Source organism: Brevibacillus sp. AG162, assembly GCF_006715575.1.
GTDB lineage: Bacteria > Bacillota > Bacilli > Brevibacillales > Brevibacillaceae > Brevibacillus > Brevibacillus brevis.
The window spans coordinates 787,736-812,511 of record NZ_VFNO01000003.1; the positions used below are offsets into that span (position 1 = coordinate 787,736).

Annotated in this window: 24 protein-coding genes and 1 riboswitch; of the genes, 22 read left to right on the top strand and 2 right to left on the bottom strand. The window is 45.8% G+C overall.

Annotated features, from left to right (window positions below):
- The first annotated feature begins 19 nt into the window (after positions 1-19).
- Positions 20-259, top strand: a complete 240-nt coding sequence (locus FB479_RS13545) for a glutaredoxin family protein (protein ID WP_142065613.1) — start codon at positions 20-22, stop codon at positions 257-259.
- Positions 260-370: 111 nt separating this feature from the next.
- Entirely contained in the window at positions 371-985 is a 615-nt protein-coding gene (locus tag FB479_RS13550) for a MarR family winged helix-turn-helix transcriptional regulator (RefSeq protein ID WP_142065614.1), read from the top strand.
- Positions 986-1,073: 88 nt separating this feature from the next.
- On the opposite strand, the gene FB479_RS13555 is transcribed toward FB479_RS13550, so the two are convergent.
- Positions 1,074-1,970 (bottom strand): LysR family transcriptional regulator, encoded by an 897-nt coding sequence (locus FB479_RS13555; protein WP_142065615.1) that lies wholly within the window; start codon positions 1,968-1,970, stop codon positions 1,074-1,076.
- 126 nt (positions 1,971-2,096) lie between these two features.
- Here FB479_RS13555 and FB479_RS13560 point away from each other — a divergent pair, with 126 nt between their 5' ends.
- The 3 genes from FB479_RS13560 to FB479_RS13570 all read left to right on the top strand — a co-directional run bounded on the left by FB479_RS13560 (position 2,097) and on the right by FB479_RS13570 (position 5,466).
- A complete protein-coding gene (locus FB479_RS13560) occupies positions 2,097-2,780 on the top strand; it encodes an MOSC domain-containing protein (RefSeq protein WP_106655254.1) in 684 nt (227 codons plus the stop codon).
- A gap of 51 nt (positions 2,781-2,831) precedes the next feature.
- Complete coding sequence (locus FB479_RS13565) at positions 2,832-3,404, top strand: cupin domain-containing protein (RefSeq protein ID WP_106655255.1); 573 nt, start codon at positions 2,832-2,834, stop codon at positions 3,402-3,404.
- A gap of 241 nt (positions 3,405-3,645) precedes the next feature.
- Positions 3,646-5,466 (top strand): PAS domain-containing sensor histidine kinase, encoded by a 1,821-nt coding sequence (locus FB479_RS13570; RefSeq protein WP_142065616.1) that lies wholly within the window; start codon positions 3,646-3,648, stop codon positions 5,464-5,466.
- Positions 5,467-5,535: 69 nt separating this feature from the next.
- Here the strand turns inward: FB479_RS13570 and FB479_RS13575 are convergent, their stop codons facing one another.
- Complete coding sequence (locus FB479_RS13575; protein WP_142065617.1) at positions 5,536-6,753, bottom strand: MFS transporter; 1,218 nt, start codon at positions 6,751-6,753, stop codon at positions 5,536-5,538.
- Positions 6,754-7,086: 333 nt separating this feature from the next.
- On the opposite strand from FB479_RS13575, the gene FB479_RS13580 reads away from it, so the two are divergent.
- From FB479_RS13580 to FB479_RS13660, 17 genes are all read left to right on the top strand, one after another.
- Positions 7,087-7,932, top strand: coding sequence for a histidine racemase CntK family protein (locus FB479_RS13580; RefSeq protein ID WP_142065701.1), 846 nt, complete (start codon positions 7,087-7,089; stop codon positions 7,930-7,932).
- Between the two features lie 35 nt (positions 7,933-7,967).
- Positions 7,968-8,774 (top strand): class I SAM-dependent methyltransferase, encoded by an 807-nt coding sequence (locus FB479_RS13585; protein ID WP_142065618.1) that lies wholly within the window; start codon positions 7,968-7,970, stop codon positions 8,772-8,774.
- A gap of 18 nt (positions 8,775-8,792) precedes the next feature.
- Positions 8,793-10,109, top strand: a complete 1,317-nt coding sequence (locus FB479_RS13590; RefSeq protein WP_142065619.1) for an opine metallophore biosynthesis dehydrogenase — start codon at positions 8,793-8,795, stop codon at positions 10,107-10,109.
- 24 nt (positions 10,110-10,133) lie between these two features.
- Entirely contained in the window at positions 10,134-11,741 is a 1,608-nt protein-coding gene (gene cntA / locus FB479_RS13595; protein ID WP_142065620.1) for a staphylopine-dependent metal ABC transporter substrate-binding lipoprotein, read from the top strand.
- 20 nt (positions 11,742-11,761) lie between these two features.
- A complete protein-coding gene (gene opp1B, locus FB479_RS13600; RefSeq protein WP_142065621.1) occupies positions 11,762-12,694 on the top strand; it encodes a nickel/cobalt ABC transporter permease in 933 nt (310 codons plus the stop codon).
- A complete protein-coding gene (cntC, locus tag FB479_RS13605) occupies positions 12,695-13,588 on the top strand; it encodes a staphylopine uptake ABC transporter permease subunit CntC (protein ID WP_142065622.1) in 894 nt (297 codons plus the stop codon).
- 4 nt (positions 13,589-13,592) lie between these two features.
- A complete protein-coding gene (gene cntD / locus FB479_RS13610) occupies positions 13,593-14,417 on the top strand; it encodes a staphylopine uptake ABC transporter ATP-binding protein CntD (RefSeq protein ID WP_142065623.1) in 825 nt (274 codons plus the stop codon).
- Complete coding sequence (locus tag FB479_RS13615) at positions 14,404-15,147, top strand: ABC transporter ATP-binding protein (protein ID WP_142065702.1); 744 nt, start codon at positions 14,404-14,406, stop codon at positions 15,145-15,147. Before cntD ends, FB479_RS13615 begins: the two co-directional genes overlap by 14 nt.
- A gap of 43 nt (positions 15,148-15,190) precedes the next feature.
- Complete coding sequence (cntE, locus tag FB479_RS13620) at positions 15,191-16,378, top strand: staphylopine family metallophore export MFS transporter CntE (RefSeq protein WP_142065624.1); 1,188 nt, start codon at positions 15,191-15,193, stop codon at positions 16,376-16,378.
- Between the two features lie 235 nt (positions 16,379-16,613).
- Positions 16,614-17,690: a PAS domain-containing sensor histidine kinase gene (locus FB479_RS13625; RefSeq protein ID WP_232030467.1), complete on the top strand. Its 1,077-nt coding sequence runs from the start codon at positions 16,614-16,616 to the stop codon at positions 17,688-17,690.
- Complete coding sequence (locus FB479_RS13630; RefSeq protein WP_106655267.1) at positions 17,687-18,331, top strand: response regulator; 645 nt, start codon at positions 17,687-17,689, stop codon at positions 18,329-18,331. Before FB479_RS13625 ends, FB479_RS13630 begins: the two co-directional genes overlap by 4 nt.
- Before the next feature lie 132 nt (positions 18,332-18,463).
- The gene (locus FB479_RS13635) at positions 18,464-19,663 is read left to right on the top strand and encodes an FAD/NAD(P)-binding oxidoreductase (protein ID WP_142065703.1); all 1,200 of its coding nucleotides are present in this window, start codon (positions 18,464-18,466) and stop codon (positions 19,661-19,663) included.
- Between the two features lie 42 nt (positions 19,664-19,705).
- Positions 19,706-20,281 carry a DUF1641 domain-containing protein gene (locus tag FB479_RS13640; protein ID WP_142065625.1) on the top strand — a complete coding sequence of 192 codons (576 nt, stop codon included), beginning with the start codon at positions 19,706-19,708 and terminating at the stop codon, positions 20,279-20,281.
- A gap of 26 nt (positions 20,282-20,307) precedes the next feature.
- Positions 20,308-21,726, top strand: coding sequence for an MBL fold metallo-hydrolase (locus tag FB479_RS13645; protein ID WP_142065626.1), 1,419 nt, complete (start codon positions 20,308-20,310; stop codon positions 21,724-21,726).
- 31 nt (positions 21,727-21,757) lie between these two features.
- On the top strand, positions 21,758-22,549 hold the full coding sequence (locus tag FB479_RS13650; RefSeq protein WP_106655270.1) for a sulfite exporter TauE/SafE family protein: 792 nt from the start codon (positions 21,758-21,760) through the stop codon (positions 22,547-22,549).
- Between the two features lie 124 nt (positions 22,550-22,673).
- Positions 22,674-22,778, top strand: a riboswitch (SAM riboswitch).
- Positions 22,779-22,887: 109 nt separating this feature from the next.
- Complete coding sequence (locus tag FB479_RS13655; protein WP_142065627.1) at positions 22,888-23,820, top strand: ABC transporter permease; 933 nt, start codon at positions 22,888-22,890, stop codon at positions 23,818-23,820.
- A 4-nt stretch (positions 23,821-23,824) separates the two neighbouring features.
- Complete coding sequence (locus FB479_RS13660) at positions 23,825-24,772, top strand: ABC transporter permease (RefSeq protein ID WP_142065628.1); 948 nt, start codon at positions 23,825-23,827, stop codon at positions 24,770-24,772.
- The last annotated feature ends 4 nt before the right edge of the window (positions 24,773-24,776 follow it).

The following is a 24,776-nucleotide window of genomic DNA, read 5'->3' on the forward strand; positions in this document are numbered from 1 at the left end:
CGACAGGAGCTGATTCCAAATGTTAAAAGCCATTTTTTATCATGCAGGTTGCCCAGTATGTGTAGATGCGGAGCAAGTCGTCCTAGATTACCTGGATCAAACAAAGGTCGATATCGAAGTTGTCCACCTTGGTACAGAGCGAATTCGCATTGAGGAAGCAGAGAAGGCTGGTATTCAATCAGTACCTGCTCTCGTGATTGGCGGGAACGTCTACCACATAAACTATGGGGCGAGCTTGGAAGATGTGAAAAACGGCTAAGTATGAAAAAGGAGGTGCTTTTGAGGCGCCTCCTTTTCCTATGCTTTTACACGACCATGCTTGGCATTTACAATGGATAGAAGAATGGAACATGGAAGGTAAGATAAGCTCATGATGTTTGATCCCCAACAACGTAAGGAAAATCGCTCAGCCCGTATTATGATGGCTCTATTTCGGATGTCCCAGGCGATAAAAAAGGTGACACAGGCAGAGAGTGATGAACAGGGATTGTCCCCCGTACAAATTCAGGCGTTACTGTTCACTTTGTATACGAGAAGCGACGTAGCTTCCATTGGTAACTTTGCCAAAGCAATAGGAACGACGCATGTGACAGCCGTAAAAATTATCAATGGACTCGTAACGAAAGGGCACATAGCGAAAGTACCTAAAAAAGAAGATCGACGAGTGACCCTGCTTCAACTGACTGCAAAGGGAAAAGAAGCTGCATCAAGCCTTGAAAAATGGGGGTATACACTCGAGGAAGCCCTTCATTCTATTCCAGATGAGATACTGGAAAATTTCGAGATCGGGCTCGGCTCCGTGATAACCGCGATGCAAAGTCGTGGCCATCTCGTTGTAGCGGAGCCTTGTCTAGGCTGCATTCATTTTCGGCCGAATACAGGGGATTCCAGTACACCCCATTATTGCGCGTTCATTGAAAAGTATCTCACGCATGAAGCATCCTTGAAAGAATGCCCCGAGCATATTTCCTCTGGGAATGACTAAATAATGATAGACAATACCTATCGAAATGATAACAACGATGCTATTGAACAATGATTTGCCTCGTCATAAACTGTTCTTGACTCCCGCATCATCGAACATCATCACGTTTTACCGTGGCAATCAACTGCTCCATAAAGACTCGGCTTGCTGCGCACAAATACTTGTTTTTCCGGTAAACGATACCGATTTGCGCCGTGATATTGGGCTGTTGGATCGAAATCGTACAAATTCGTTTATCATCGATATAGTCGAGGTAGCCTTTCGAAAGGACCGTGACACCGACACCTTGCCCGACCATATTCGTAATGGATTCCATTGTAGTCATCTCCAAAACAGGCTGTGGCGAGAAGCCCAGCTCCTGACACCTTTCATCAATCAACTGACGCAAAAAGTACGTGTTGGGCAATAAAATGGAGGGGGTTTCTTTTAAAATCGCAAGCGAAACAAACGGTTCCTTCGCGAGCGGATGATCCACAGGTACCCCTAGGGCCAGATTTTCTGTATAGAGCGGAATGGTTTCCAGATCGTCATGCTCCATCGGCAAAAAAACAATGCCGAGATCGAGTTCGTTTTTCAAAAGTCCTTCATAAATATCACCGGTTCTTAACCCGAAAATAGATAATTCAACCTTCGGATAACGCTGGTGAAACTCGATAACAGTAGGCGGAAGCAAGTAATTGACAACCGTCAGCAGTACGCCAATCTTTAAAGAGCCTCTGCTTAAGCCTTGCAGCTCGCTAATCGCTGCACGTGCCTGTGACAACTCATGAAACACATTATAGCTATGGTGAAGCAATGTTTTGCCTGCTTCTGTCATAACCGTTCGTTTGCCGACGCGATCAAACAGTGGCATGCCGATTTCATGCTCAAGCAGACGGATTTGCTGACTGAGTGAAGGCTGCGCAATGCCCAATTTCTCGGCTGCGCGTGTAAAATTCAACTCCTGGCACAGTGCCATAAAGTACTCTAATTGCTTGAGCTCCAACGACCATCCCTCCGGCGATTTATGATCTAATAATAGGATTTTCCTATCATTATAGAACAAACCATTATGGATTTGTATGAATGTAGTGCACAATGCACTTTCCAAAAAAGAATGAGGTGATCTCTTGTGAATATCGAAATCCTTTCGATAAATGTGGGTAAGCCCAAACAGGTACAGTATCAAAATAAAGAGGTTTCTACCGGCATTTACAAAACGCCGACCACACAAGCTCTTTATTTATCCTTTTTGAACTTGGAGGGAGATGGGCAGGCAGATCTTGTCCACCATGGAGGGAAGGAAAAGGCTGTATGCGTCTATCCCTATGAGCACTATCCATTTTGGGAAGCTGAATTACAGAAAGAATTGGCATTCGGTGCATTCGGAGAAAATCTGACGATCCGGGGTTTAGTAGAAACGGATGTTTGTATCGGTGATACCTTTCAGCTAGGGGAAGCGGTCGTACAAGTCAGTCAACCGAGACAGCCGTGTTACAAATTGTCTGTTCGATACGGTTTGCCTGAAATGCTGCTAAAGGTACAGGAGACAGGCTATACCGGCTTTTATTTTCGCGTGTTGAAAGAAGGGCTGGTATCTCCTTCCGATGTTTTGACAAGGATCTCGCGCCACCCAAAGGCAATTACGATTTCGTATGCAAACCGAATCATGCATAAAGAAAAAGACAATATCGATGGCATGAAAAAGCTGTTGGAGGTAGAGGAACTGTCCTTAAATTGGCGAGCGACCTTTTCTAAACGATTATCCGGCGTGGAAATCGATACTCGTGAAAGGATGACCGGGAACCAATCATAACTACACACATAGGCTAAAGGGTAAATCCTTAACACTGGAGAGGAGATTGTGATGTACAACAACTCTTACCATTACTATCAATGGTATTATCCCGTGCTTGCCGGCTGGAATAACAGCCATTTTCACTATGGGTGGAGTCCTCATTATTACAACAACTGGAGCCATACGAATGGGAATCGGCAGTGGAATCGTTATCAGAATACCATCGAATGGAGAGATTATGGGCCAAAGCCATTTGTCGTGAATATTGAGCAAGCCACAAAGCAAAACAACACATTCCGTATGGCATTATGGACAGGGAAGCACTTGCAGGTGACGCTGATGAGTATAAATGTTGGAGACAACATCGGTTTGGAAAATCATCCGAATACGGATCAATTCATCCGAGTGGAAGAAGGTCAAGGGCTTGTTCGGATGGGGGATCGACAAGATCATTTAGATTTTGAACAAAGAGTCAACGATAACGATGCCATCATGATCCCTGCGGGCACATGGCACAATCTTATCAATACGGGGAATACGCCGCTTAAAGTATATTCCATCTACGCGCCACCTCATCATCCATTTGGAACCGTTCATGAGACGAAAGCTAGTGCCATGGCTTCTGAGCAAAGCCCTCAATAAGAATCATCAAAGAAACCACCTCTAGTAATGGTCAGGTGGTTTTTCTGTTTGGACTCCAGCTTGTCGTACATAATCCAACCTGTATTCACCTTGAGGCAGCGACTCAAAAAGATAGGAGAAGGCATGCCACTCCTTTTTAAGGGGCTTTTTTTAGTGAGATAGATATTTTCTCAAGGATATTTATAGCAAGTATAGAATATTAACGTTATTCACAATCTTCGTTTAAGGCAGGTATAAACCTATGGATAAAGAAGCTCAGCGAATCGACCTTAGACAAGAACAGTTCAACATGAAAGAGCTGCTTCAGTCACTGGTTGAAACGACTATGGACGCGATTTCAATTAGGGACATGCAGGGTAATGTACTTTTTGTGAATAGTGCTTTTGAAAAAATCTATGGTTGGACATATCAAGACCTGCTGAATGACCCGTACTGTCTCGTACCTGAAGATCTCATAAACGAGACAAAGGAAATTTTCCACGAGATTAAATTTGAAGGAAAAAATATTACGGGCTATGAGACCGTGCGTCAACGAAAAAATGGCGAGATCGTTCAGGTTGGTCTAACAGCTTCCCCTATAAGAGATACAGAAGGTACGATCGTAGGCACTTCAGTCATCGCCAGAGATATTACGGACCGAAAGATGGCGGAAGAAGCACTCGTGAATAGCGAGGCAAAGTACCGCATCCTTGTAGAAAATACGAGCGATGTCATTTGCCAACATGATGTACACATGAATAATCTTTTTGTATCTCCTTCGATCGAGCAGCACTTGGGATACACACCGGATGAATTTCTTCAAACGAATAGTTTTGATCTCATTCATCCCGAAGATGTAAAAATCGTGAAAGATCTGCATAATTTAATCTCTACGCATCCGCAAAATGTTCAAGTGGAGATCAGATTACGCCATAAAAATGGATCATGGGTGTATTGGGAGTCGCGTTGTGTTCCGATCATGTCTGAGAACAAAGAGGTTGAGAGCTTTCTATTCGTTTCACGCAATATCACCGAGCGAAAACAGTCTGAAGCAGCTTTGCGCAAGAGCGAGGAACAGTATAGATTCATTGCCGAACACACAGCAGACTTCATATCCGTGATCGATAAGAACGGTCACGTATCATATAGTTCACCTTCACATCTGAAGAAACTAGGTACGAGCCAAATTATCATAGAAAACATACATCCAGAAGATGCACCACTCGTCTGTGAGCGATTTTCCACTATGCTTCAATTCCATATACCTATTTCATGTGAGTATCGATACAAACTGGAAAACGAGAAATGGATCTACCTCGAATCAAAAGGAATGCCTTTTTTCAGCTCGGATGGCGAAAGTCAGTACTTCATCAACGTTACACGTGATATTACGGAAAGGAAGCAAAACGAAGAACTTCTCCGCAGAACAGAAAAGCTGTCCGTAATCGGTGAATTAGCTGCAAGTATCGCGCACGAAATAAGAAATCCGCTTACGTCATTAAAAGGCTTTATCCAGTACTTGCGGCCAACACTATCGGAGGGCGCCACTTATACAGACATTATGTTGTCCGAGCTAGATCGAATCAACTTTATCGTGAGTGAGCTGCTTGTATTGGCCAAACCGCAAACGCTGAATGTGAAGCGGATTCTTTTACACCCTCTCATTGAAAGTGTGGTAAAGTTTCTCGAATCAGAAGCGAATCTAAACAACATTACGATCAACACAATATTCAGCCAGATGCCGATTGCGATCAATGGGGAAGAAAATCAAGTAAAACAAGTCTTTATCAATATATTGAAGAATTCCTTGGACGCTATCACAACGAATGGCGAAATCAGCATAGAAACCACATGTCTACATAATAACCAAGTGCTGATTCGCTTTACCGACAATGGTTGTGGCATTTCCCAAGAGCTGCTGCCTAGGCTCGGCGAACCTTTTTATACGACGAAAGAGAAAGGAACAGGCTTAGGTTTACTTGTCAGCAATAAAATAATGAAAGATCATCAAGGAACCATCACCATCTCAAGTGAGATCAACAAGGGTACCCTCGTGGAAATCATGTTTCCCATTTCGAAATAGGAAGATGTGGGAGAGAATCCTAGCAAAACCGTACGGAACGGCTTAAAAAGAGCAAAAGAAAAAGGGTGCTCAAATTGAGTACCCTTTTTCACTTTGTTGCTGCTTGCGTTCAGCGATATAGGAAGCGATTCCCAAAATCAGACCCAGTGCTACGAGTACAGCACCGACCCATGGGAGAGCGGTAATATCCAGATGAGTAATAACCCATCCGCCAATGAAAGCACCAGCAGCATTTCCTAGATTTCCGGCAGAATGGCTGGAGGTAGAAGCCAGCGCTGGTGCATTCTGTGCGAGGTTCATCACACGTACTTGCAGCCCTGGAAATACAGCGAAAGAAGCAGCTCCCCATAGAAAAATGGTCAATACGGCAGCTATGGGACTATATACGGTAAACGTAAACAGCGTAAGAATGATGCAAATCGTAAAGTAAAGTCCGAGTACGGAAGGCATCAGCTTCCAATCCGCAAGCTTTCCGCCCACGATATTGCCGATGGTCACTCCACAGCCGAATAGGACGAGAATCCACGTTACATGATACTCAGCAAAACCGGTAATTTGCGTCAGCAATGGCGCAATATACGTAAACACGGTGAATAGACCTGCGTTCCCTAGTGCTCCAATCAGGAGGTATAGAAGGAGCTTTGGCTTGAGAAGAGCGGTTATTTGCCCAGTGATACTCCCCGTGTTTTCTTGTCGTATGTTTGGGACGAAAACGAGTATTCCGATCAGTGCTATGATTCCTATGATCGCAATAGAGCCAAATGAGGCTCGCCATCCCATGTGTTGACCGATGAAAGTCCCCAGAGGCACACCAATAATATTGGCAATCGTCAGACCTGCCATCATAATGGAAACGGCTGCGGCACGTTTGTCAGGACTTACAAGACTGGAGGCTACAACAGCTCCAACTCCAAAGAACGTCCCGTGTGTCAAAGCGGTAATCAGGCGTGCCCCCATCAATATTGCGTAGCTGGGAGCAAAAACAGAGATTCCATTTCCAATAATAAATAGAATCATAAGAAGACAGAGTAGCTTCTTTTGGGGAATTCGATGGGTGAGGACTGTCAGGATCGGTGCTCCAACGGCTACCCCTAGCGCATACATGGTAATGAGCTGACCCGCAGATGAGATACTAACATCCAAGTCCTGTGCAACATTCGGCAACAGACCCATAATGACAAATTCCGTCATCCCAATGGCAAAAGAGCCCACGGTAAGAGAGAGCAAAGAGATAGAAGACTTTTCCTTGTTGATCTGTTTCTTGGTAGTAGTTTGAGATAACTCCATGAAGTCAATACAACCTTTCTGCAGTATAAAATCCCTGTTGAATTGCCGTTTTATAGTAGCGGGTAAAGATTACCTGTTCTACTTTGTTAAGTCAAGGTATTCTTTTTGCATGAGGAATCTTTCACCTTGTAACTCTGCGTAGTGATGAACAATGAGAAGAGGAATAAAGAACTACAAGTGTGCAGTTGACAGACAACCAAATTGTGGGTATGATCTAGTCATTAATAACCGTAATCATTACGGTTTAATTTTTTGAGCTTTAAATCGTAATGATTACGTTTAGCTTAAAATCATTAGCTGTTCATTAAAAATATGGTAAGAGGGTAGGTTGTGATGAAACGGGAAATCGATTTTATAAAGTTTAATCCCACACAAAATATGACCATTCTTGTGAGAAACAATCATCCAGTTGAAGAATATACGCACATCGCCTCAAAAATCATGTCATACGACAGTGTCTATGCTGAACAAGTGGGGTTTATCGAAAGTCCGAATAAGTATGGAGCAGCAGCACATCTGCAAATGGCTGGGGGTGAGTTTTGCGGCAATGCATGCATGGCATTAGCGACGTTCATTGCGCATGAAAATGGCCTACAGCAAAATGATTGGACCGAAATTGTTTTGGAAGCTTCCGGTACAGATCATCTCGTTGCTTGTCGAGTGAAAAGAATCGAAGATGAATATTTCTGCCAAGTTTCGATGCCTTTTCCTAAAAAGATCGAGCAGCAATCAATCAACTACGATGGCCACGAAATAAGCGTAGTGATTGTGAGGTATCCTGATTTCTTTCACATCGTGATTGAAGTGGACCAGTTCAATGAGGAGGTAAGAAAACGTGCACAGTCTTTAGCCAAGCTGCTTGGAGTAACTGTAGGGGCGAATTTGATCGGGGTGCTATTGTATCGGCCAGCTTCAAATGAATTGGCTCCGCTTATCTTTGTTCCGCCATTAGATAGCATGATCTGGGAAAGAGGCTGTGGGTCAGGTACTGCTTCACTTGGAGCCTATCTGGCTTGGAAAAAGCAAGGCGATATCGCTGCTCCAATCAGGCAACCGGGTGGCACGATTCATGTAACGGCCAATTGGCAAAAAGAGGAAGTAACAAGCCTGAAAATTGAGGGAGCCGTCGGAATCGTGGCACGAGGCAAAGCATTTATCGAGATACAAGATACCGTTTGAGGTTTCACATTTGAATTTAACAAGGGGAGAACTGAATGGATAGACCAGAACAGTTGCAACAACATTTGACGGCATTTCTAGAAAGGTTCACCCATTTAGCAGATCGTTATGACGGCACCATCTATCATAGCTCGGAGTTAGAGAAGATCATAGATGAGTATTCTACATTCATAACGGATGAAAGAAACAAAGAAGCCTGGGAGCAGCTAGAACAGTCAATCGTAAGCCAGTTGAATCAGCTTGTGGAGGATGTAAGGAAAGCGTCGGCGACTTGCGTTGCCATTATGGAGAAATATCGTGCGCTGAAGCTGCTGGATGGGATTGCCGATAAGACTGACTACTTTCAAAACATAGAATCATGTATTGAAGAAGAATTTGGGAGTTTCCAAGTTGCTGTTGATTCAAAGGTGTTGATGGTTGGCTCAGGCTCATTTCCCATGACGCCATTGTTGATTGCGAAGCGAACTGGAGCGGAAGTGGTTGGTATCGACATTGATGAGGAGGCCATCAAACTAGGACGGAGTGTTGTAGAAAGGCTGGGTAGTGAATTGCCTATCCGCTTGGAGAAAGAGTTTGTGGAACGACTTGATGTGACGAAGGATGCAACCCATATCATTTTTAGTTCGACGGTTGCCAATAAATATGACCTGCTGGAACAATTGCATCCATTGACAAATGAACAAGTGATTGTGGCGATTCGATACGGTAATCAACTGAAGTCCCTTTTTAACTACCCCATGAGAGAGGTAGATGAGCGGAAATGGAGGCTGATTGAAACCATCTTGCGTCCCGACCGTGTGTTTGATATCGCTTTGTATAAAAAAGCATCAGCTGCATGCTGATCGTAAAAGGAGGTTTCTATGGGCTCTTTGAAACGAATCTTGCTATTGGGAACAGGTCCTGCTTCCATTCAAATGGCTGTCATGCTTAAAAAACAATGGAATTGCTACATTGGGATCGTTGGGCGTGAGTCTGTTCGTTCCGAATCATTCTTTACTGCACTTAAGCAAAATAGCCAGCAAATTCGCGTGGATATCCAAAATGATAAGCATCAAAAGCTGGAAGGCGAATGCCAAATCGATCATGTATTCCATGGATATGGGACCGTTACAGGGGAATGGGATACGATCATTTTGTCTGTCACAACAGATGCTTACATAGAGGTCTTGCAACAAATCAATGATCAGATTTTAAAACAAGTAAAGTGCATGGTATTAATTTCTCCGACCTTTGGTTCCAATAGTTTACTGCGCCATTATCTGAACGGTATTTCTTCAGATGCGGAGATTATCAGTTTTTCTACATACCTTGGTGATACACGCTGGTTCCATGATAAGCCCTCCAATCGTGTGATGACGACAGGGGTTAAGAAAAAAGTTTATATTGGCTCGACGCACTCTCCCTCCCAGTATGTAAAAAGACTTTGTGAGTTATATGAGCAATTAGGTATCGATTTGGAAGTCATGGATTCTCCGATCGAGGCGGAAACGAGAAATATATCACTATACGTACATCCGCCGTTGTTTATGAATGCTTTCTCCCTTCGCGTGATATTTGGAGAGGAAACCATCAAAAAGTACGTATACAAAATGTTTCCAGAGGGCCCCATCACGCAATATCTCATCCGCGATATGCTGGCTCAATGGAAAGAGATCACCAATGTGTTGGAAAAGCTCAATATAAGAGGGCTCAATTTGCTAAAGTTCATGACGGATGACAACTATCCGGTGAGGCTGGAGAATCTATCGCGTGATGACATCGAAAACTTCGTTCATTTTGAAGCGATTCATCAAGAGTATTTATTGTTCATTCGGTATACCTCCCTGTTGATCGATCCTTTTTCGGAGCCAGATTCAGATGGAAGATACTTCGATTTTTCTGCTGTTCCCATTCGCAAAATGTTTATCAATAGAGAAGGGTATTGGGATATCCCGCGTATGCCAAAGGAAGATTACTATCGGATAAAAATCATTCAAGGCATTGCAAGATTTATAGATGTCAGCTGCCCTACCATCGATACATTCATTGAAACGTACGAACGTAAAATTGCGGAAGTTGCACGAACACGTAAGGGCGAACGGTTATCAGATGCATTCGTGGCGCAAAGCTTTGAGGAAGATTTAAGGATGATATGCAGTGAGATCGACAAGGATATCGGATCAAAGAAACTGTGTTAGCACGTATTTTCAGGAGGAATGGGTATGACAAGAAGAATGGGATTTTTAGTAAGGTCTTTCATGGCCTCAATCGTATTGCTGGTTGGCTGCAGTAACGGTGATACGGCAAAAACGGAGTCAACCGATCCAGGGAAAGAGATCGTGTATGCCACTTCGAAAGATATTAACGATATGAACCCCCATTTTTACTCAGGCTCCATGCCGGCACAAGGGATGGTGTACGAATCGTTAGTAGAAAATACGGAAGATGGAATCAAGCCATCGTTGGCTGAATCTTGGGAAGTTTCCAACGATGGAAAAGTGTACACGTTTCACTTGAGAAAAAACGTGACGTTCCATGATGGAGAGCCGTTTGATGCGGAAGCAGTGAAAAAGAATATAGAAGCGGTGCAAAGCAATGCAAGCAAGCATTCGTGGATCAAGCTATCTACAAAGATCGTGGAGTGCAATGTACTCGATGAGTATACGGTTGAACTGGTCTTGTCCGAACCGTATTACCCGACGCTGGTCGAATTGTCGATGACAAGACCTTATGTATTCATCTCGCCCAAAAATTTTGTGAACGGGGGAACCAAAGATGGCGTCAGTGGTTATAACGGAACAGGCCCTTATAAGCTCACTGAGCATAAAGTCGATCAGTATGCCGTATTTGAAGCGAATGAAAATTACTGGGGCGGCGCGCCCAAAGTGAAGAAAATCACAGCCAAAGTACTTCCCGCAGGAGAAACTACTTTCTTGGCCCTGCAAAAGGGAGAGGTGAACTTTGTATTTACGGATGATCGAGGCGCGAATAGTCTCGATGTAGAATCCATGAATCAGTTCGTTGAATCAGGTGAACACCAAATCATTCGCAGTCAACCAATGAACACAGGCATAATTGTCGCCAATAGCAGCAAAACTGAGAGCCCTGTACATGAAAGGGCTGTGCGCGAAGCGTTTTGGCATGCGATTGACAGAGAGACGATCAGCAAACAAATATTTGAAGGCACTGAAGAACCAGCCTATACGCTATTCTCTTCGAATGTGAATTACGCAAACGTGAAATTAGAGAAGCGGGGATACGATTTGGAAAAAGCGAGGAAGATTTTGGAGGAAGCAGGCTGGGGTATCGGGAATGCGGGCGAAATCAGAACGAAAGACGGAAAGTCATTAGCTATGAAGCTTTTTTATGATGTAAATTCGTCCACTCAAAAAACGCAGGCTGAATTGATTCAAAATACGGTAAAAAGAATTGGGATTCACCTGGAGATTATTGGCGAGGAGTCTTCTTCGATTGCGAACAGAAGGTCTACAGGTGACTATGACCTGCTTTTCAATCAAACCTGGGGACTTGCGTATGATCCGCAGAGCACAATCGCTGCTTTTACTTCCAAGTCTTCCTATTACCATACGACAAGAGGCATCGCGAAAGCTGATGAGCTCTATAAAAAAATAGAAGAAGTCATGGTGTCGACTGATGAGGAAAATAGAAAATCGCTATACGCCGATATTTTGAGCATTGTCCATGAGGAAGCCGTATTTATTCCGATTACGAATGGAAGAGTCACGATCTTGGCGCCCAAAAACCTGCAGGGTATCTCGTTTAAGCAAACGCAATTCGAGCTACCATTTGAGCGGATGTACTTTGAATAAATACACAAAAGGAGCATGCGATGGGCAGTTATATCATCAAAAGGTTACTACTATCGATTCCTTTGGTCCTGATTATATCGTTTGTAACGTTTGCCTTCATTCACCTATCTCCCTTGGATCCCGCCGAAGTGGTGCTGCATTCGCAAGGCATACCCCAAATAACGGATGAGTTGCTTGCGCAAACAAGAGCGAAACTTGGGATGGACCAACCCTTTCTGACTCGTTACCTTAACTGGGTTGTTTCATGCTTGCAGCTAGATTTTGGAGATTCCTATGTAACGGGAAAACCCGTGTGGTCAATGCTAGGACCAGCCTTTCTCCATACAGTAAAGCTGACGTTGGTTTCGACATTTGCCATTGTTGTACTGTCCATCGTATTGGGGGTGGCATGCGCATTGAATGCAGGCAAATGGGTGGACAGATCAGTGAGAGGCGTTTCGTTTTTCCTGACATCGATGCCGTCCTATTGGCTCGCAGCTCTCTTGATCTGGTATTTTTCCGTCAAGCTGGATTTGCTACCGACAAGCGGAATGGAATCGTTCAAAAGCTATCTATTGCCTGTTGCTGTGATTACAATCAGCTATGCTGGTATCTATTTTCGAATCATCAGAAGTTCCATGTTAAGCAACATGAATGAAGACTATGTTCTCTACGCCAGGGCATGTGGCTTACCGGAGAAAAAGATCACGATGCACATTCTCAGAAATTCATTGCAGGTGGCCATTTCGGTATTTTGCATGGCGATTCCCATTATTTTGGGAAGCACAGTCGTCGTGGAAAACATCTTTGCTTGGCCGGGACTTGGAACTTTAAGTGTCAAATCCATTTTAAGCAGGGATTTCCCAATCATCCAAGCCTATGTCCTTGTGTTGGCAGTCGTCTTTATTCTGTTCAACACCGTTTCCGACATCATCAATGCGGCATTGAACCCTAAAATAAGGGATGGTCTCTAGATGAAGCGATTAGAAAATGTGTGGAAAGACAAGGTCGCTGTCCTATCCTTATCGATTATTACAGTCACAGCTGTGGCTGGGATATTTGCGCCTTTCGTTGCACCGCATGATCCCGAAGAAGTACATATGGAGCTTCGATTTGCATCCGCATCATGGGAATATCTTTTGGGCAACGACCACTTAGGGCGATGCGTTTTATCCAGACTCATTTACGCGATTCGTCCCAGCATGCTCTGGGTCTTTGCTGCGCTGCTCCTATCTGTATCGATTGGGTCGATTGTAGGTGTTCTTGCGGGTTACTTTCGTGGAAGAACAGATGCTTTCTTGATGCGCGTTTGCGATGTGATCCTTTCTTTTCCTGGATATGTCATGACTCTGGCGATCATCGGCATTTTGGGAGTAGGTTTTGAAAATTTGATCATCGCCTTTGTATTGATGAAATGGGCGTGGTTTGCTCGAATCATCAGAACGTCAGTCATGCAATATGCGGAATCGGACTATGTAAAATTCTCAAAGGCTATGGGAGCAAGCAATATGGCAATCATGCTCAGGCACATTGTTCCGGTTGCATTGCCCGACATTGCCGTCATTTCAAGCAGCTCCTTCGGTTCGATGATTTTGCAAATATCGGGGTTTTCCTTCCTCGGTTTAGGCATTCAAGCACCCGGAGCAGAGTGGGGCATGATGTTGAATGAAGCGAGAGACGTCATGTTTTCACGCCCGGAATTCATGCTGGCTCCCGGTTTGACAATCGTGATCGTAGTATCGGCGATTAACTATTTGTCTGATACGCTTCAAGTGGCTTTAGATCCGAAATTAATGACTTCTACCTACAAGCAGCAAGGATTAGTAAGAGCCTCTGCAGCAAAGCTCGAAGGAAAGGGGGTAGCATAACCGGATGACGAACATTTTGGAGGTGAAAAACCTGAAAATCTGGGACAGTCGCAATGATCGAGTGATTGTTCCAAATAGTTCATTCTATGTGAAGCAGGGAAGCTGCCTGGCCATCGTTGGAGAAAGCGGAAGCGGGAAGTCGGTGACTTGCAAGGCCATCATGAGATTGAATAAAGCCGGGATTCGCCAATCGGGAGACATTCTGTTACGAGGCGAAAACCTCATGGAGCTCTCCGAACAGGAGATGAGGAAAAAGAGGGGGAAACAGCTTTGCATGATTTTGCAGAATGGCATGCGTGCCTTTGATCCCTCTTGCGTGGTGGGCGTTCATCTAAAGGAGACGCTTGCGGAGCATTTTGGATGGAGCCGTGACGAAATCACAACCAAAATGAAAAATGCCATGGAAAGCGTCATGCTGAAAGACCCGATAGAGGTGATGAATAAGTACCCCCACCAGCTGTCGGGTGGAATGCTGCAGCGAGTCATGATTGCGCTTTCCATCGTATTGGAGCCTGACATTCTGATTGCTGATGAACCCACGACAGCACTCGATACAATCTCGCAGTTCGAAGTCGTTGAACAGTTCCTGCAATTGCGTGAACGAATGGGCTGCTCCATGATCTTCATTTCTCATGATTTAGGGATCGTCAAATTAATGGCGGATGAAGTTCTCGTCATGAAGGAAGGAGAAATTGTTGAAACCGGGACGACCCAAGCCATCTTCTCAGAACCGCAGCATGAATATACCCGGTATTTACTCGCCACGAAGCTGGCGATGAATCAACATTTTAAGAGAGTCATGGGAGGAGTTCATGTTGCTGAGCGTTGAGTGCGTGGAGAAATCCTATCGAAAAGGTGGATTATTCTCAAGGGAAAGAGAGCGTGTGTTGAAAAACATTAGCTTCGAATGCAAGCCTGGGGAATGTCTCGGTATCATCGGAGAAAGCGGAAGTGGTAAATCAACATTGGGACGATTGCTGTTGGGGATTGAAAAGCCAGATCGAGGTACCATCTTGTTTGAGGGCAAAAAAGTAGAGGACCGAAAAGTGAGAACAGGGAACATCAGCGCTGTATTTCAAGATTACACTTCCTCAATCAATCCATTTTATACGGTTGAGGACGCCATTCGGGAGCCTTTACAAATGAAAGGAAAGACACGGGAAAATGCTCTTAGCGAGATTGACCATTTATTATGGCAAGTGGGCTTGGAGCCTTCCTATCGAAAAAAATATCCGCATGAGTTATCAGGGGGGGAGGCTCAGAGGGTATGCATAGCGAGAGCCATTTCAACGGAACCAAAATGTATCCTATTCGATGAAGCAATCAGTTCCTTGGATGGCTCTGTGCAAATGCAAGTGCTTGATTTACTGAAGAACTTGAGAAAACGTTACGACATGGGCTATATCTTCATCACCCATGATATACAGGCTGCCGCCTATATTTGCGACAGAGTCATGATTATACGAAATGGTGAGATCGAAGAGGTTGTGAAGGTTGAACAATTAAAAGATGTTCAGTCCGTCTATACGAAGAAATTGCTGCAAATGATTATTGCTTAATGGAATGGGCAATGAGAGTGAACAGAGGAAGGAGGAAGGAGCTATGAGAGGGGCTCTGTCTTGGCCATTTTTGCGATTGTACATATTGACTCTTTTGTATTTTAGCGCGAACTCCATTCTGAATGTCATTATTCCCTTGAAGGGTGCAGAGTTGGGGGCGACCAATACGACAATCGGAGTCGTTATGGGAGCGTATCTGTTTACAACCATGTTTATCCGGCCATGGGCAGGCCATATCATCCAAAAACATGGACCAATCAAAGTGCTCCGCACGATTCTTATTTTCAATGGAGCGGCTCTCATTTTATATACGTTCACTGAATTAGAGGGCTTTATCGTTGCCCGTATTCTGCAAGGGGTGTGCACCGCTTTTTTCTCCATGGCCTTACAGTTAGGGATTATTGATGCGTTGCCGGACAAGGATCGTTCACAAGGGATTTCCATGTATTCCTTATGTGCTTATTTGCCTGGTATTCTTGGTCCACTACTCGCTTTAGGCATCTGGCAAGCGGGGGATAGCCATTCTTTTACAGTTGCCATGGTCACCATTGCGATCCTTACAGGAGTGGTGGGCTATAGTGCCAAAATGGACAAAAAAGTGGCCGAGCCAGTTCAGGGACAGACAGAAAAGGGAGCAACCATGTTTGGTTCCGTAAGCCAATTAGTCAAAAACCCACATTTATGTAAATGCAGCGTCCTAATGCTGGCGGCATCCATTATATTTGGAGCTGTAACTACCTTTATCCCGCTGTACGCTGTACAAATCAACTACGGGAATGCGGGAATTTTCCTAATGCTTCAAGCGGGTACCGTCGTATTATCGCGGTTTGTGTTGAGAAAGAAAATTCCTTCGGATGGCAAGTGGCGTTCATCTTATATGATGGGAATTATGCTCACGCTTGCAGCAGCGGCGTTAAGTGTAAGCTTTTCTATCCTGGGTGGGGCAGCCTTTTTCTACGTAGGCGCTATATTAATGGGAATTGCTCAAGCCCTCCTTTATCCTACGTTAACGACGTATTTAACCTTTGTTCTGCCAAAGACGGATCGCAACGTGTTAATCGGATTATTCATAGCGATGGCCGATTTGGGTGTTTCTCTGGGAGGAGTCATCATGGGGCCAGTCGCGGATTATTTCTCCTATTCCGATATGTATATGATTTGCGCAATCTTAGGCGTTACGATGATCATTTTCGCCTATGAACGAACCAAAACTTCTGCTGGGTTACAATAAAGTTGTTCTCAGAAATAGTCTACGCAATGTTTGAAGATACGGCAAGCCGAGTACATGCTAGGGGATGATACCTAGCGGTTACTCGGCTTTTTTATACGCAGATGCGAATCATAACCCAGTATCTATTTGATCATCATTTAGCGTCACATAAATAGGGGAAGGTACCTATTTGAAAGGTGCTCCACGTCTCTTACGATTGGATCATGGAAGAAATACGAGCAAGCATGGAGGACCTATGATGGATCAATGTCCCACTTTTTTTGAATGCTCTGGCGATGAAGGGAAGGCGATGGATAACGGTTATCTAAAGCAAATCTTCGACCACTTACAGGATGGGATTATTCTCATGGATCAGGAACGAAAAATTATGGTGATGAACCCATCCGCCGAGAAAATGACCGGTTGGAAACGAGGAGAAAAGGTGCCGTTCTGCTCCTATTGCCAAAACAGAGAGTTGGAACCGGGAGAAGAACGATGTTATTTGCTCGCCAAACGGGAGGTTCCCTATTTTCTTTCTGCGATGCCTACCTATGAAGGGCGGTACGTAGACATGGAGATGAGCACGGCTGTCATCTATGAAAATGGCGAACAAAACATGCAGGATGTCCTTTTGGTCTTGAAAGATATGACGGTCAAGAAAAAAGAAGAGGAGGTCAGAATCTCCAAGCAGGTTCTGCAAAAAACACTAGAAGCGCAGGAAAACGAACACAAGCGCTTGGCCAAGGAGCTGCACGACGGCGTAGGACAATCCTTGTATTCCGTATCGGTAGGCATACAAGCGATTCAAGCGCGTCTGAACCAGGAAGGACAATTCCGGGAATTCATGCAAGAGATCGTGAATGAGCTGGAAAAAGCAATACAAGACGTCAAGCTGTATTCGCTACAGCTGCGTCCGCATAGTCTCGATCAACTGGGGCTGATTCCTACAGTTCGGCATCTTGTTTCTAGCTTGAACAAAGCACATCAGGATGTTTCCATTACCTTTTCCTACAGCAATGTCAGCGATCATTTTCAGCCAATCTTGGAAATCAATCTGTATCGTGTCATCCAAGAAGCCTTACATAATGCACTGAAATACGCGAAGGCAACACTCATTGAAGTCATCTTGTACAAGGAAGACGACCTCTTGACTTTGCTGATTCAGGATAACGGAATCGGATTTGTGCGCGATCAGGTTCAGGTTGGTCTGGGACTCAAACATATGGAAGAACGAGTGGATCAGATGGAGGGGACTCTTCAGATTCAATCCGTGCTCCACGAAGGTACATCGATCAAGGTAACGGTACTGGGACAAGGAGGGAGAGCAAAGTGATACGAGTGCTTTTGGTTGATGATCACACGATGATTCGGAAGGGATTGCGTGTGCTTCTCGAAAGTTACTCTCAAATTAAAATTGTCGGAGAGAGTCATACAGGCAACGATGCCATCCTTAAGGTCAATCAGCTGGAACCCGATGTGGTGCTGATGGATTTGTCGTTGCCGAATGGGCTGGATGGGTTTACAGCGAGCAATGAGATTCGCAAGTCCAATCCTTTCGTGAAAATTGTCATCTTGACCATGCATGACGAGGAGATTTTTGTCCAGAAGGCTATCACCGTCGGAGCCCATGGGTACATTTTAAAAAACAGCCATGGCGAGCTGCTGTTTCAAGCCATTGTGGAGGTCTACAGAGGTAAGCGCTTCTACAAGACTTCCGTATCGCAAGAGATTATCAATCTATGGCTGAAATCGGATGCCAAAACGATGCCTTCTGTTTTAACGCTACGTGAAAAGGAGCTTGTCAGACTTATTGTGCTTGGCTATACCAATAAGGAAATGGCAGATAAGCTGTTGATCAGCGTCAAAACGGTGGAGAACCACAAAACGAATATCATGCAGAAACTAGGACTGGATTCCAAACATCAATTGATCCAATACGCCATTAAAAATAGATATCTCGATCTGGCGTTTTAACAGCCTGGCTCAAAAAGTAGGGGACTTCCCCTATATGGAAAAAATGACAGAGAAATAAACTGAATATAGAGACTGCACCTCATGAACCATCATCGTACGATTGAAAACCATATCGTCGTCGAAGGAGGAACTATGGCAAAACAGGTTCATTATTCGGTTGTCATTGTGGGAGCAGGCTCAGCAGGTATCTCTGTTGCTGCCCGTATCGTCCGGGCTTCCAAAAGGCTCATGGGACAAATCGCCATCATCGATCCCGCATCCAAGCATTATTATCAGCCTTTGTGGACATTAGTCGGAGGGGGTGCCGCGAAAAAAGAGGAATCCGAGCGAGACCTCCCCTCTCTGATACCCGCGGGCGTCGACTGGATTTGCGATGCGGTTACCATGTTTCAACCGGAACAACACACACTCAGTACAAAGCAGGGAACCATCGTTTCCTATGACTATCTCGTTGTTGCTGCCGGTCTGCAACTAGATTGGGAGGGGGTAAAGGGCCTGAAGGATGCCGTCGGGAAGAACGGCGTTTGCAGCAACTACGCATACCAAACGGTAGAAAGTACATGGGAAGCTATCCGGAGCTTTAAAGGCGGCACAGCTATTTTTACGCACCCGAATTCACCCGTAAAGTGCGGCGGAGCCCCTCAGAAAATCATGTATCTGGCTGATGATTACTTTCGCAAGGTACATGTTCGCAACCAGTCAGAGATTATTTTTGCATCGGCGAAGGGAAGTATTTTTGACGTTCCCGCGTATGCCAATACTCTCAATCACGTGATTCGTCGCAAGAACATCGAAACCAGATACAAGCATAACCTGATGGAAGTGCGGGCGGATACCAAAGAAGCAGTCTTCGAGAATCTGGACACCAAAGAGCAGGACGTATGGAAGTATGACATGCTTCATGTGACCCCTCCCATGAAAGCGCCCGATTTCATTGCAAACAGTGTATTGGCAGACACAGGAGGCTGGGTCGATGTCGATCCATTTACGCTTGCGCACAAAAGATACCCCACTATTTTCGGTATCGGCGATTGCACGAATCTTCCTACGTCCAAAACTGGAGCGGCTATACGCAAACAGGCGCCAGTCGTCGAGAAAAACCTGCTCGCGCTGATCAATGGTGCTCCATTGGCTGCCAAGTATGACGGTTATACATCCTGCCCACTCGTAACGGGGTACAACAAACTGGTACTGGCCGAATTTGACTACAACCTGATGCCGTGTGAAACCTTTCCTTTTGATCAATCTGAAGAGAGATTCAGTATGTACGTAATGAAAAGAGAGCTGCTTCCCATTCTTTATTGGAATGGGATGCTAAAAGGATTGATGTAAGACATTCTTTGAAAGAGAGGGAGAGAGGGGGAAAGCAACATTTTGAACGACAGGAAGGAACAGCGAAGCCCTGACATGTTTGTAGAGGATTTATCTGATCCAGAAGTTCAGGAAGCCATCACCATATTGATCCGAAAACTCCCGAAAATAAAAGATACCGTCCTCGCAGCCGAAGAGGGGCTTGAACTAGCCACATCGATCTTGCGCGATCAGGAATCACTACGGTATTTGTTTGAGCGAGTAGATAGTCAACTGTCTCGTTTCTTTGTGGAAAAAGAATCACTAGACGCCCTGTTCACTTTGCTTGATAAAATGCCAAAGCTTGTTCAATATCTCAGCGTTCTCGAACAAGCTGCTGATTTTTTGGAAAGCCTCGGAAAGGATAAGGAATCGCAGCAATATTTGCTCAACGGGATGAAAGCGTACATCGCTCCAGTGTCCGCGCAAGTGGAGCACGGAGTAGCTGTCTTCCAGGAAGCAAAGAAAAGAGCCGAACGTAAAAGCGAACCCGTTTCCGTGTTCACGCTTTACAAGCTCATGAAAGATCCCACCGTCCAAAAGTCACTTCGCTTTACCCAATCGCTGCTCGAGGTACTCGCGGAAAAATCAAGCAAATAATAGACGTGTAAAAGGAGGAATGCACCATGTTGTTGCGTTACTTTTATGATGAAATGCTGGCCCATGCATCGTATCTGGTCGGCTGCCAAAAAACCGGGGAGGCGATCGTGATCGATCCCGCCCGCAATCTGGCTCCTTATTTTCAAGTCGCCAAAGCAGAGGGGGTTACGATTGTAGCCGCCACCGAAACCCACATTCACGCTGATTTTGTATCTGGTGCCAGGGAACTGGGTGCAGCTTATCAGGCCAAGCTGTTTTTATCCAATGAGGGCGATGAAGATTGGAAATATCAATCCTTGGAAGGATTGAACCATCAGCTTGTCCACGATGGGGATTCCTTTTTGATCGGGAACTTGCTATTTGAAGTCATGCATACCCCTGGCCATACCCCTGAGAGCATCTCCTTCCTTTTGACAGACCTCGGAGGGAATGCAAATCGCCCCATCGGGATCTTCACGGGAGATTTCGTCTTTGTCGGCGATATCGGCAGGCCGGACTTGCTCGAAAAAGCGGCGGGTATGAAGGGTACGTCCGAGGCAGGTGCAAGAGCTATGTTCCAGTCCCTCCAAAAATTCAAGCAGCTGCCGGATTATATGCAGGTATGGCCAGCTCATGGCGCAGGGAGTGCTTGCGGGAAAGCACTGGGAGCCGTGCCGTCTTCTACCGTCGGTTATGAAAAGCTCTTTAACTGGGCGATGTCACACTCCAATGAAGAGGAATTCGTCAAGGCACTCCTGGATGGACAACCAGAGCCACCGAAGTATTTTGCAGTGATGAAACGCGTGAATAAAGAAGGCCCTGCATTGCTCAAGGAACTCCCTGTTATCCAAGAGTTCAACTCGATTGAAGCGGTAAAGGAATCGCTGGAAAACGGTCAAATTGTGGATACGCGTCCTTTCCAGAAATTTTCCAAGGGGCATTTGCCGGGAACACTTCATATTCCTTTTAACAAATCATTTGCCAACTGGGCGGGCTGGATCGTCGATTACAATCGCCCGGTTCACATCCTGGCCGCTCCAGATGAGCTGGACGGGATTTTGCAAGCCTTGCATTCCGTAGGGATTGATCGTGTTACGGGCTTTATCGATAGCGGTAAGCTACTGGAAAGGGAAGAGTCTTCGCTCGAGACAATCGAAGAGGTAACACCGTTAGAGATTGCAGAAAGGGTGGAAAAGGGAGAGGTTCATGTAGTAGATGTACGTAATCTAGCTGAGTGGAAGGAAGGACACATTCCGGACGCACAGCACGTCATGCTCGGTACACTCGCAATGCGGCTGGATGAGATTCCTCACGACAAGCCGCTTCTCGTACAGTGCCGTTCCGGTGCCCGATCCGCCATAGGCGCAAGCATTCTTCAGGCAAACGGATTTAAGGATGTCATGAATTTAAGCGGCGGAATCTTGAAATGGCAACTAGACGGCTTGGCACTCGTAGAACGAGAATAAAACGAAGCGAGGTGTTGCAAAGGGTGAGCCTATGACTATCGACCTTGTGATCACACTGTTTGTTATCGGTTTCGCGGGATCGTTTATCTCTGGTCTCGTCGGAATCGGGGGCTCCATCATCAAGTATCCGATGCTTTTGTACATTCCGCCCGCCCTTGGATTCGTTGCTTACACGGCTCACGAAGTATCCGGAATAAGTGCCGTCCAAGTATTTTTTGCCACTCTGGCTGCTGTTTGGTCTCTGCGCAAAGATAAGCTTATTCATTACCAGCTGGTTCTGTACATGGGAAGTGCCATTATTGTCGGGAGTTTGCTTGGAGGGTATGGAGGGAAATTTCTTTCGGCTGAAGCCATCCATATCGTTTACGCCATTCTGGCCACCATAGCTGTAATCTTGATGTTCCTGCCAAAAAAGCGAGTGGACGAACGAGAACAGACCGAGGTTATCTTTCATAAACCAACAGCCGTATTATCCGCTTTGGTTGTCGGGGGCGCCTCCGGAATTGTCGGGGCAGCTGGCGCTTTTATTTTGGTTCCCATCATGTTGATCATCCTCAAGATTCCGACAAGAGTAACGATTGCTTCCTCTCTTGCTATTACGTTTCTTTCCTCCATCGGTTCGACGGTTGGGAAATGGATGGCGGGGGACATATTGCTGTGGCCATCCGTGGTCATGGTAATCGCCAGCATCCTGGCAGCGCCCATCGGTACGAAGGTCAGCAAACGGTTGAACACCCGGATTCTCCAAACCATTCTTGCCTTGTTGATCCTAGGAACCACGATTAAGATTTGGGCCGACATCTTCATTTTCATAGGGGTGTGAAGATTTACTTTTTCCATAAAGCAAAAATAAAGAAAAATCAATTGTCATGGAACAGCGTTGACATATCCGAGTAAAGTGATAAGATAAAAAAGAATTTTACGATGAAATTAAATTTCATAGAACATTCTTATCAAGAGTGGTGGAGGGACTGGCCCGATGAAACCCGGCAACCTTGGTCTAATTGACCTTACGGTGCCAATTCCTGCGGATGTATTCTGCGAGATAAGAAGGTGGGAACCGCGAAATCGCCCCTCTTCTTTTCGGAGAGGGGTTTTCTCTATTTTTAATTCGTAGTATTCATATCTGTTTACTTATTTTTATGTTAAGGAGGAAACAACGTGCTTCATTATGCGGTCAAGCGTGGCTTTCTCATGATCGTTACCCTGTGGATCATTGTCACAGTAACGTTTGTGACCATGCACCTGATTCCGGGTGACCCGTTCGCATCTGACGCCAAAATGCTTCCCGAAGAAGTGGTGAAGAACATGCGGGCGGAGTACAACCTGGATCAGCCAATCACGGTACAGTATCTGCTCTATCTGAAAGGATTGCTGCAATTTGACTTGGGGCCCTCAATCCAGTCGAAGACGAGAGATGTGAACACGCTCATTGCAGAAGGATTTCCCGCCTCGGCTGTCCTGGGACTCCAGTCGTTTATTGTCGCGCTGGCAGGTGGAATCACACTGGGAATTGTAGCGGCACTCTATCACAATCGAACCTTGGATTTCTTGTCCATGTTTGCAGCCATCATTGGGATCTCCGTCCCCAGTTTTATTCTGGCGCCACTGTTGATCAAGTACTTGGCTGTCAAATGGGAGCTTTTTCCTGTTGCTGCGTGGGGGAGCTGGGAACACTCGATTCTTCCAACGCTTGCGCTCGCTATCGGTCCGCTCGCCATTATCGCCCGTTTCGTCCGAGCCAGCATGCTTGAGGTTTGGCAGCAGGAATACATAAGCACGGCGGAGGCGAAAGGGCTCGGCACCTTTACGATTGTCGTTCGACACGGGATGCGCAATGCCATCCTGCCGGTTCTTACCTTTATCGGTCCGCTGTTTGCCAACCTGATGACCGGAACCTTTGTGGTGGAAAAGATTTTCGCCATTCCCGGGCTCGGCAAATACTTCGTGGAAAGCATTTTTAACCGCGATTATCCCGTTATTTTGGGAATGACAGTGTTTTACAGCTTTGTACTCATTTTTACTTTGTACATCATCGACCTGCTGTATAGGGTGATTGACCCGCGCATCAGATTGACGAGTGGAGGGAAGTAGCGTTATGGCCAATCAGGCAACACAACTGGATTCCCTGTTTCGACCGGTCGACCGAAACCGGCTTTCCGAAGAAATTCGGGAACGTCCCAGTCTTAGTTATTGGCAGGAGGTATTGCAGCGGGTATGCCGTAACAAGCTGGCAATGCTCGGGTTCTTCCTGCTCATGGCAGTGGTGACCCTCTCGATCATCGGTCCGATGCTCGTTCCTCACAGCCCGCATGAACAGTCATTGACAAAGGGGAATCTGCCACTGTCGGGCGAGCACTGGTTTGGAACGGATGACTTGGGTCGGGACATGTGGGCACGTACCTGGGTAGGTGGTCAAATCTCTTTGTTTATTGGTGTGGCGGCGGCTGCCATCGACCTAGTGATCGGTGTATGCATCGGTGGGATATCCGGTTACATGGCAGGGAGGAACAAGCTGGGCGACCGTGTGGACAACATTTTGATGCGGTTGGCTGAAATTCTGTACAGCATTCCGTATCTCCTAGTGGTAATCCTGCTGATGGTGGTTCTGGAGCCTGGTCTCGCAACGATCATTATTGCCCTTTCACTAACCGGCTGGGTCGGCATGGCCCGCCTGGTCAGAGGACAAATCATGCAGATCAAGCGTCAGGAGTTTGTGCTGGCTGCAGAAAAGCTGGGTACCTCCCATGCCAAAATCATCATCAAACATCTGCTGCCGAATACGATCGGCGTCATCATCGTCAACCTGACCTTTTCGATACCACACGCGATTTTCGCCGAATCGTTTCTCAGCTTTCTTGGGCTGGGTGTGCAAGCGCCAACTGCCAGCTGGGGAACGATGGCCAACGACGCGCTGGCGGTTATGCTGAGCGGACAGTGGTGGCGGTTGTTTTTTCCGGGATTTATGATTTCGCTTACCATGTTCGCGTGCAACGCGCTCGGGGATGGTTTGCAGGACGCACTGGACCCGCGGATCAGGAAATGAGGGG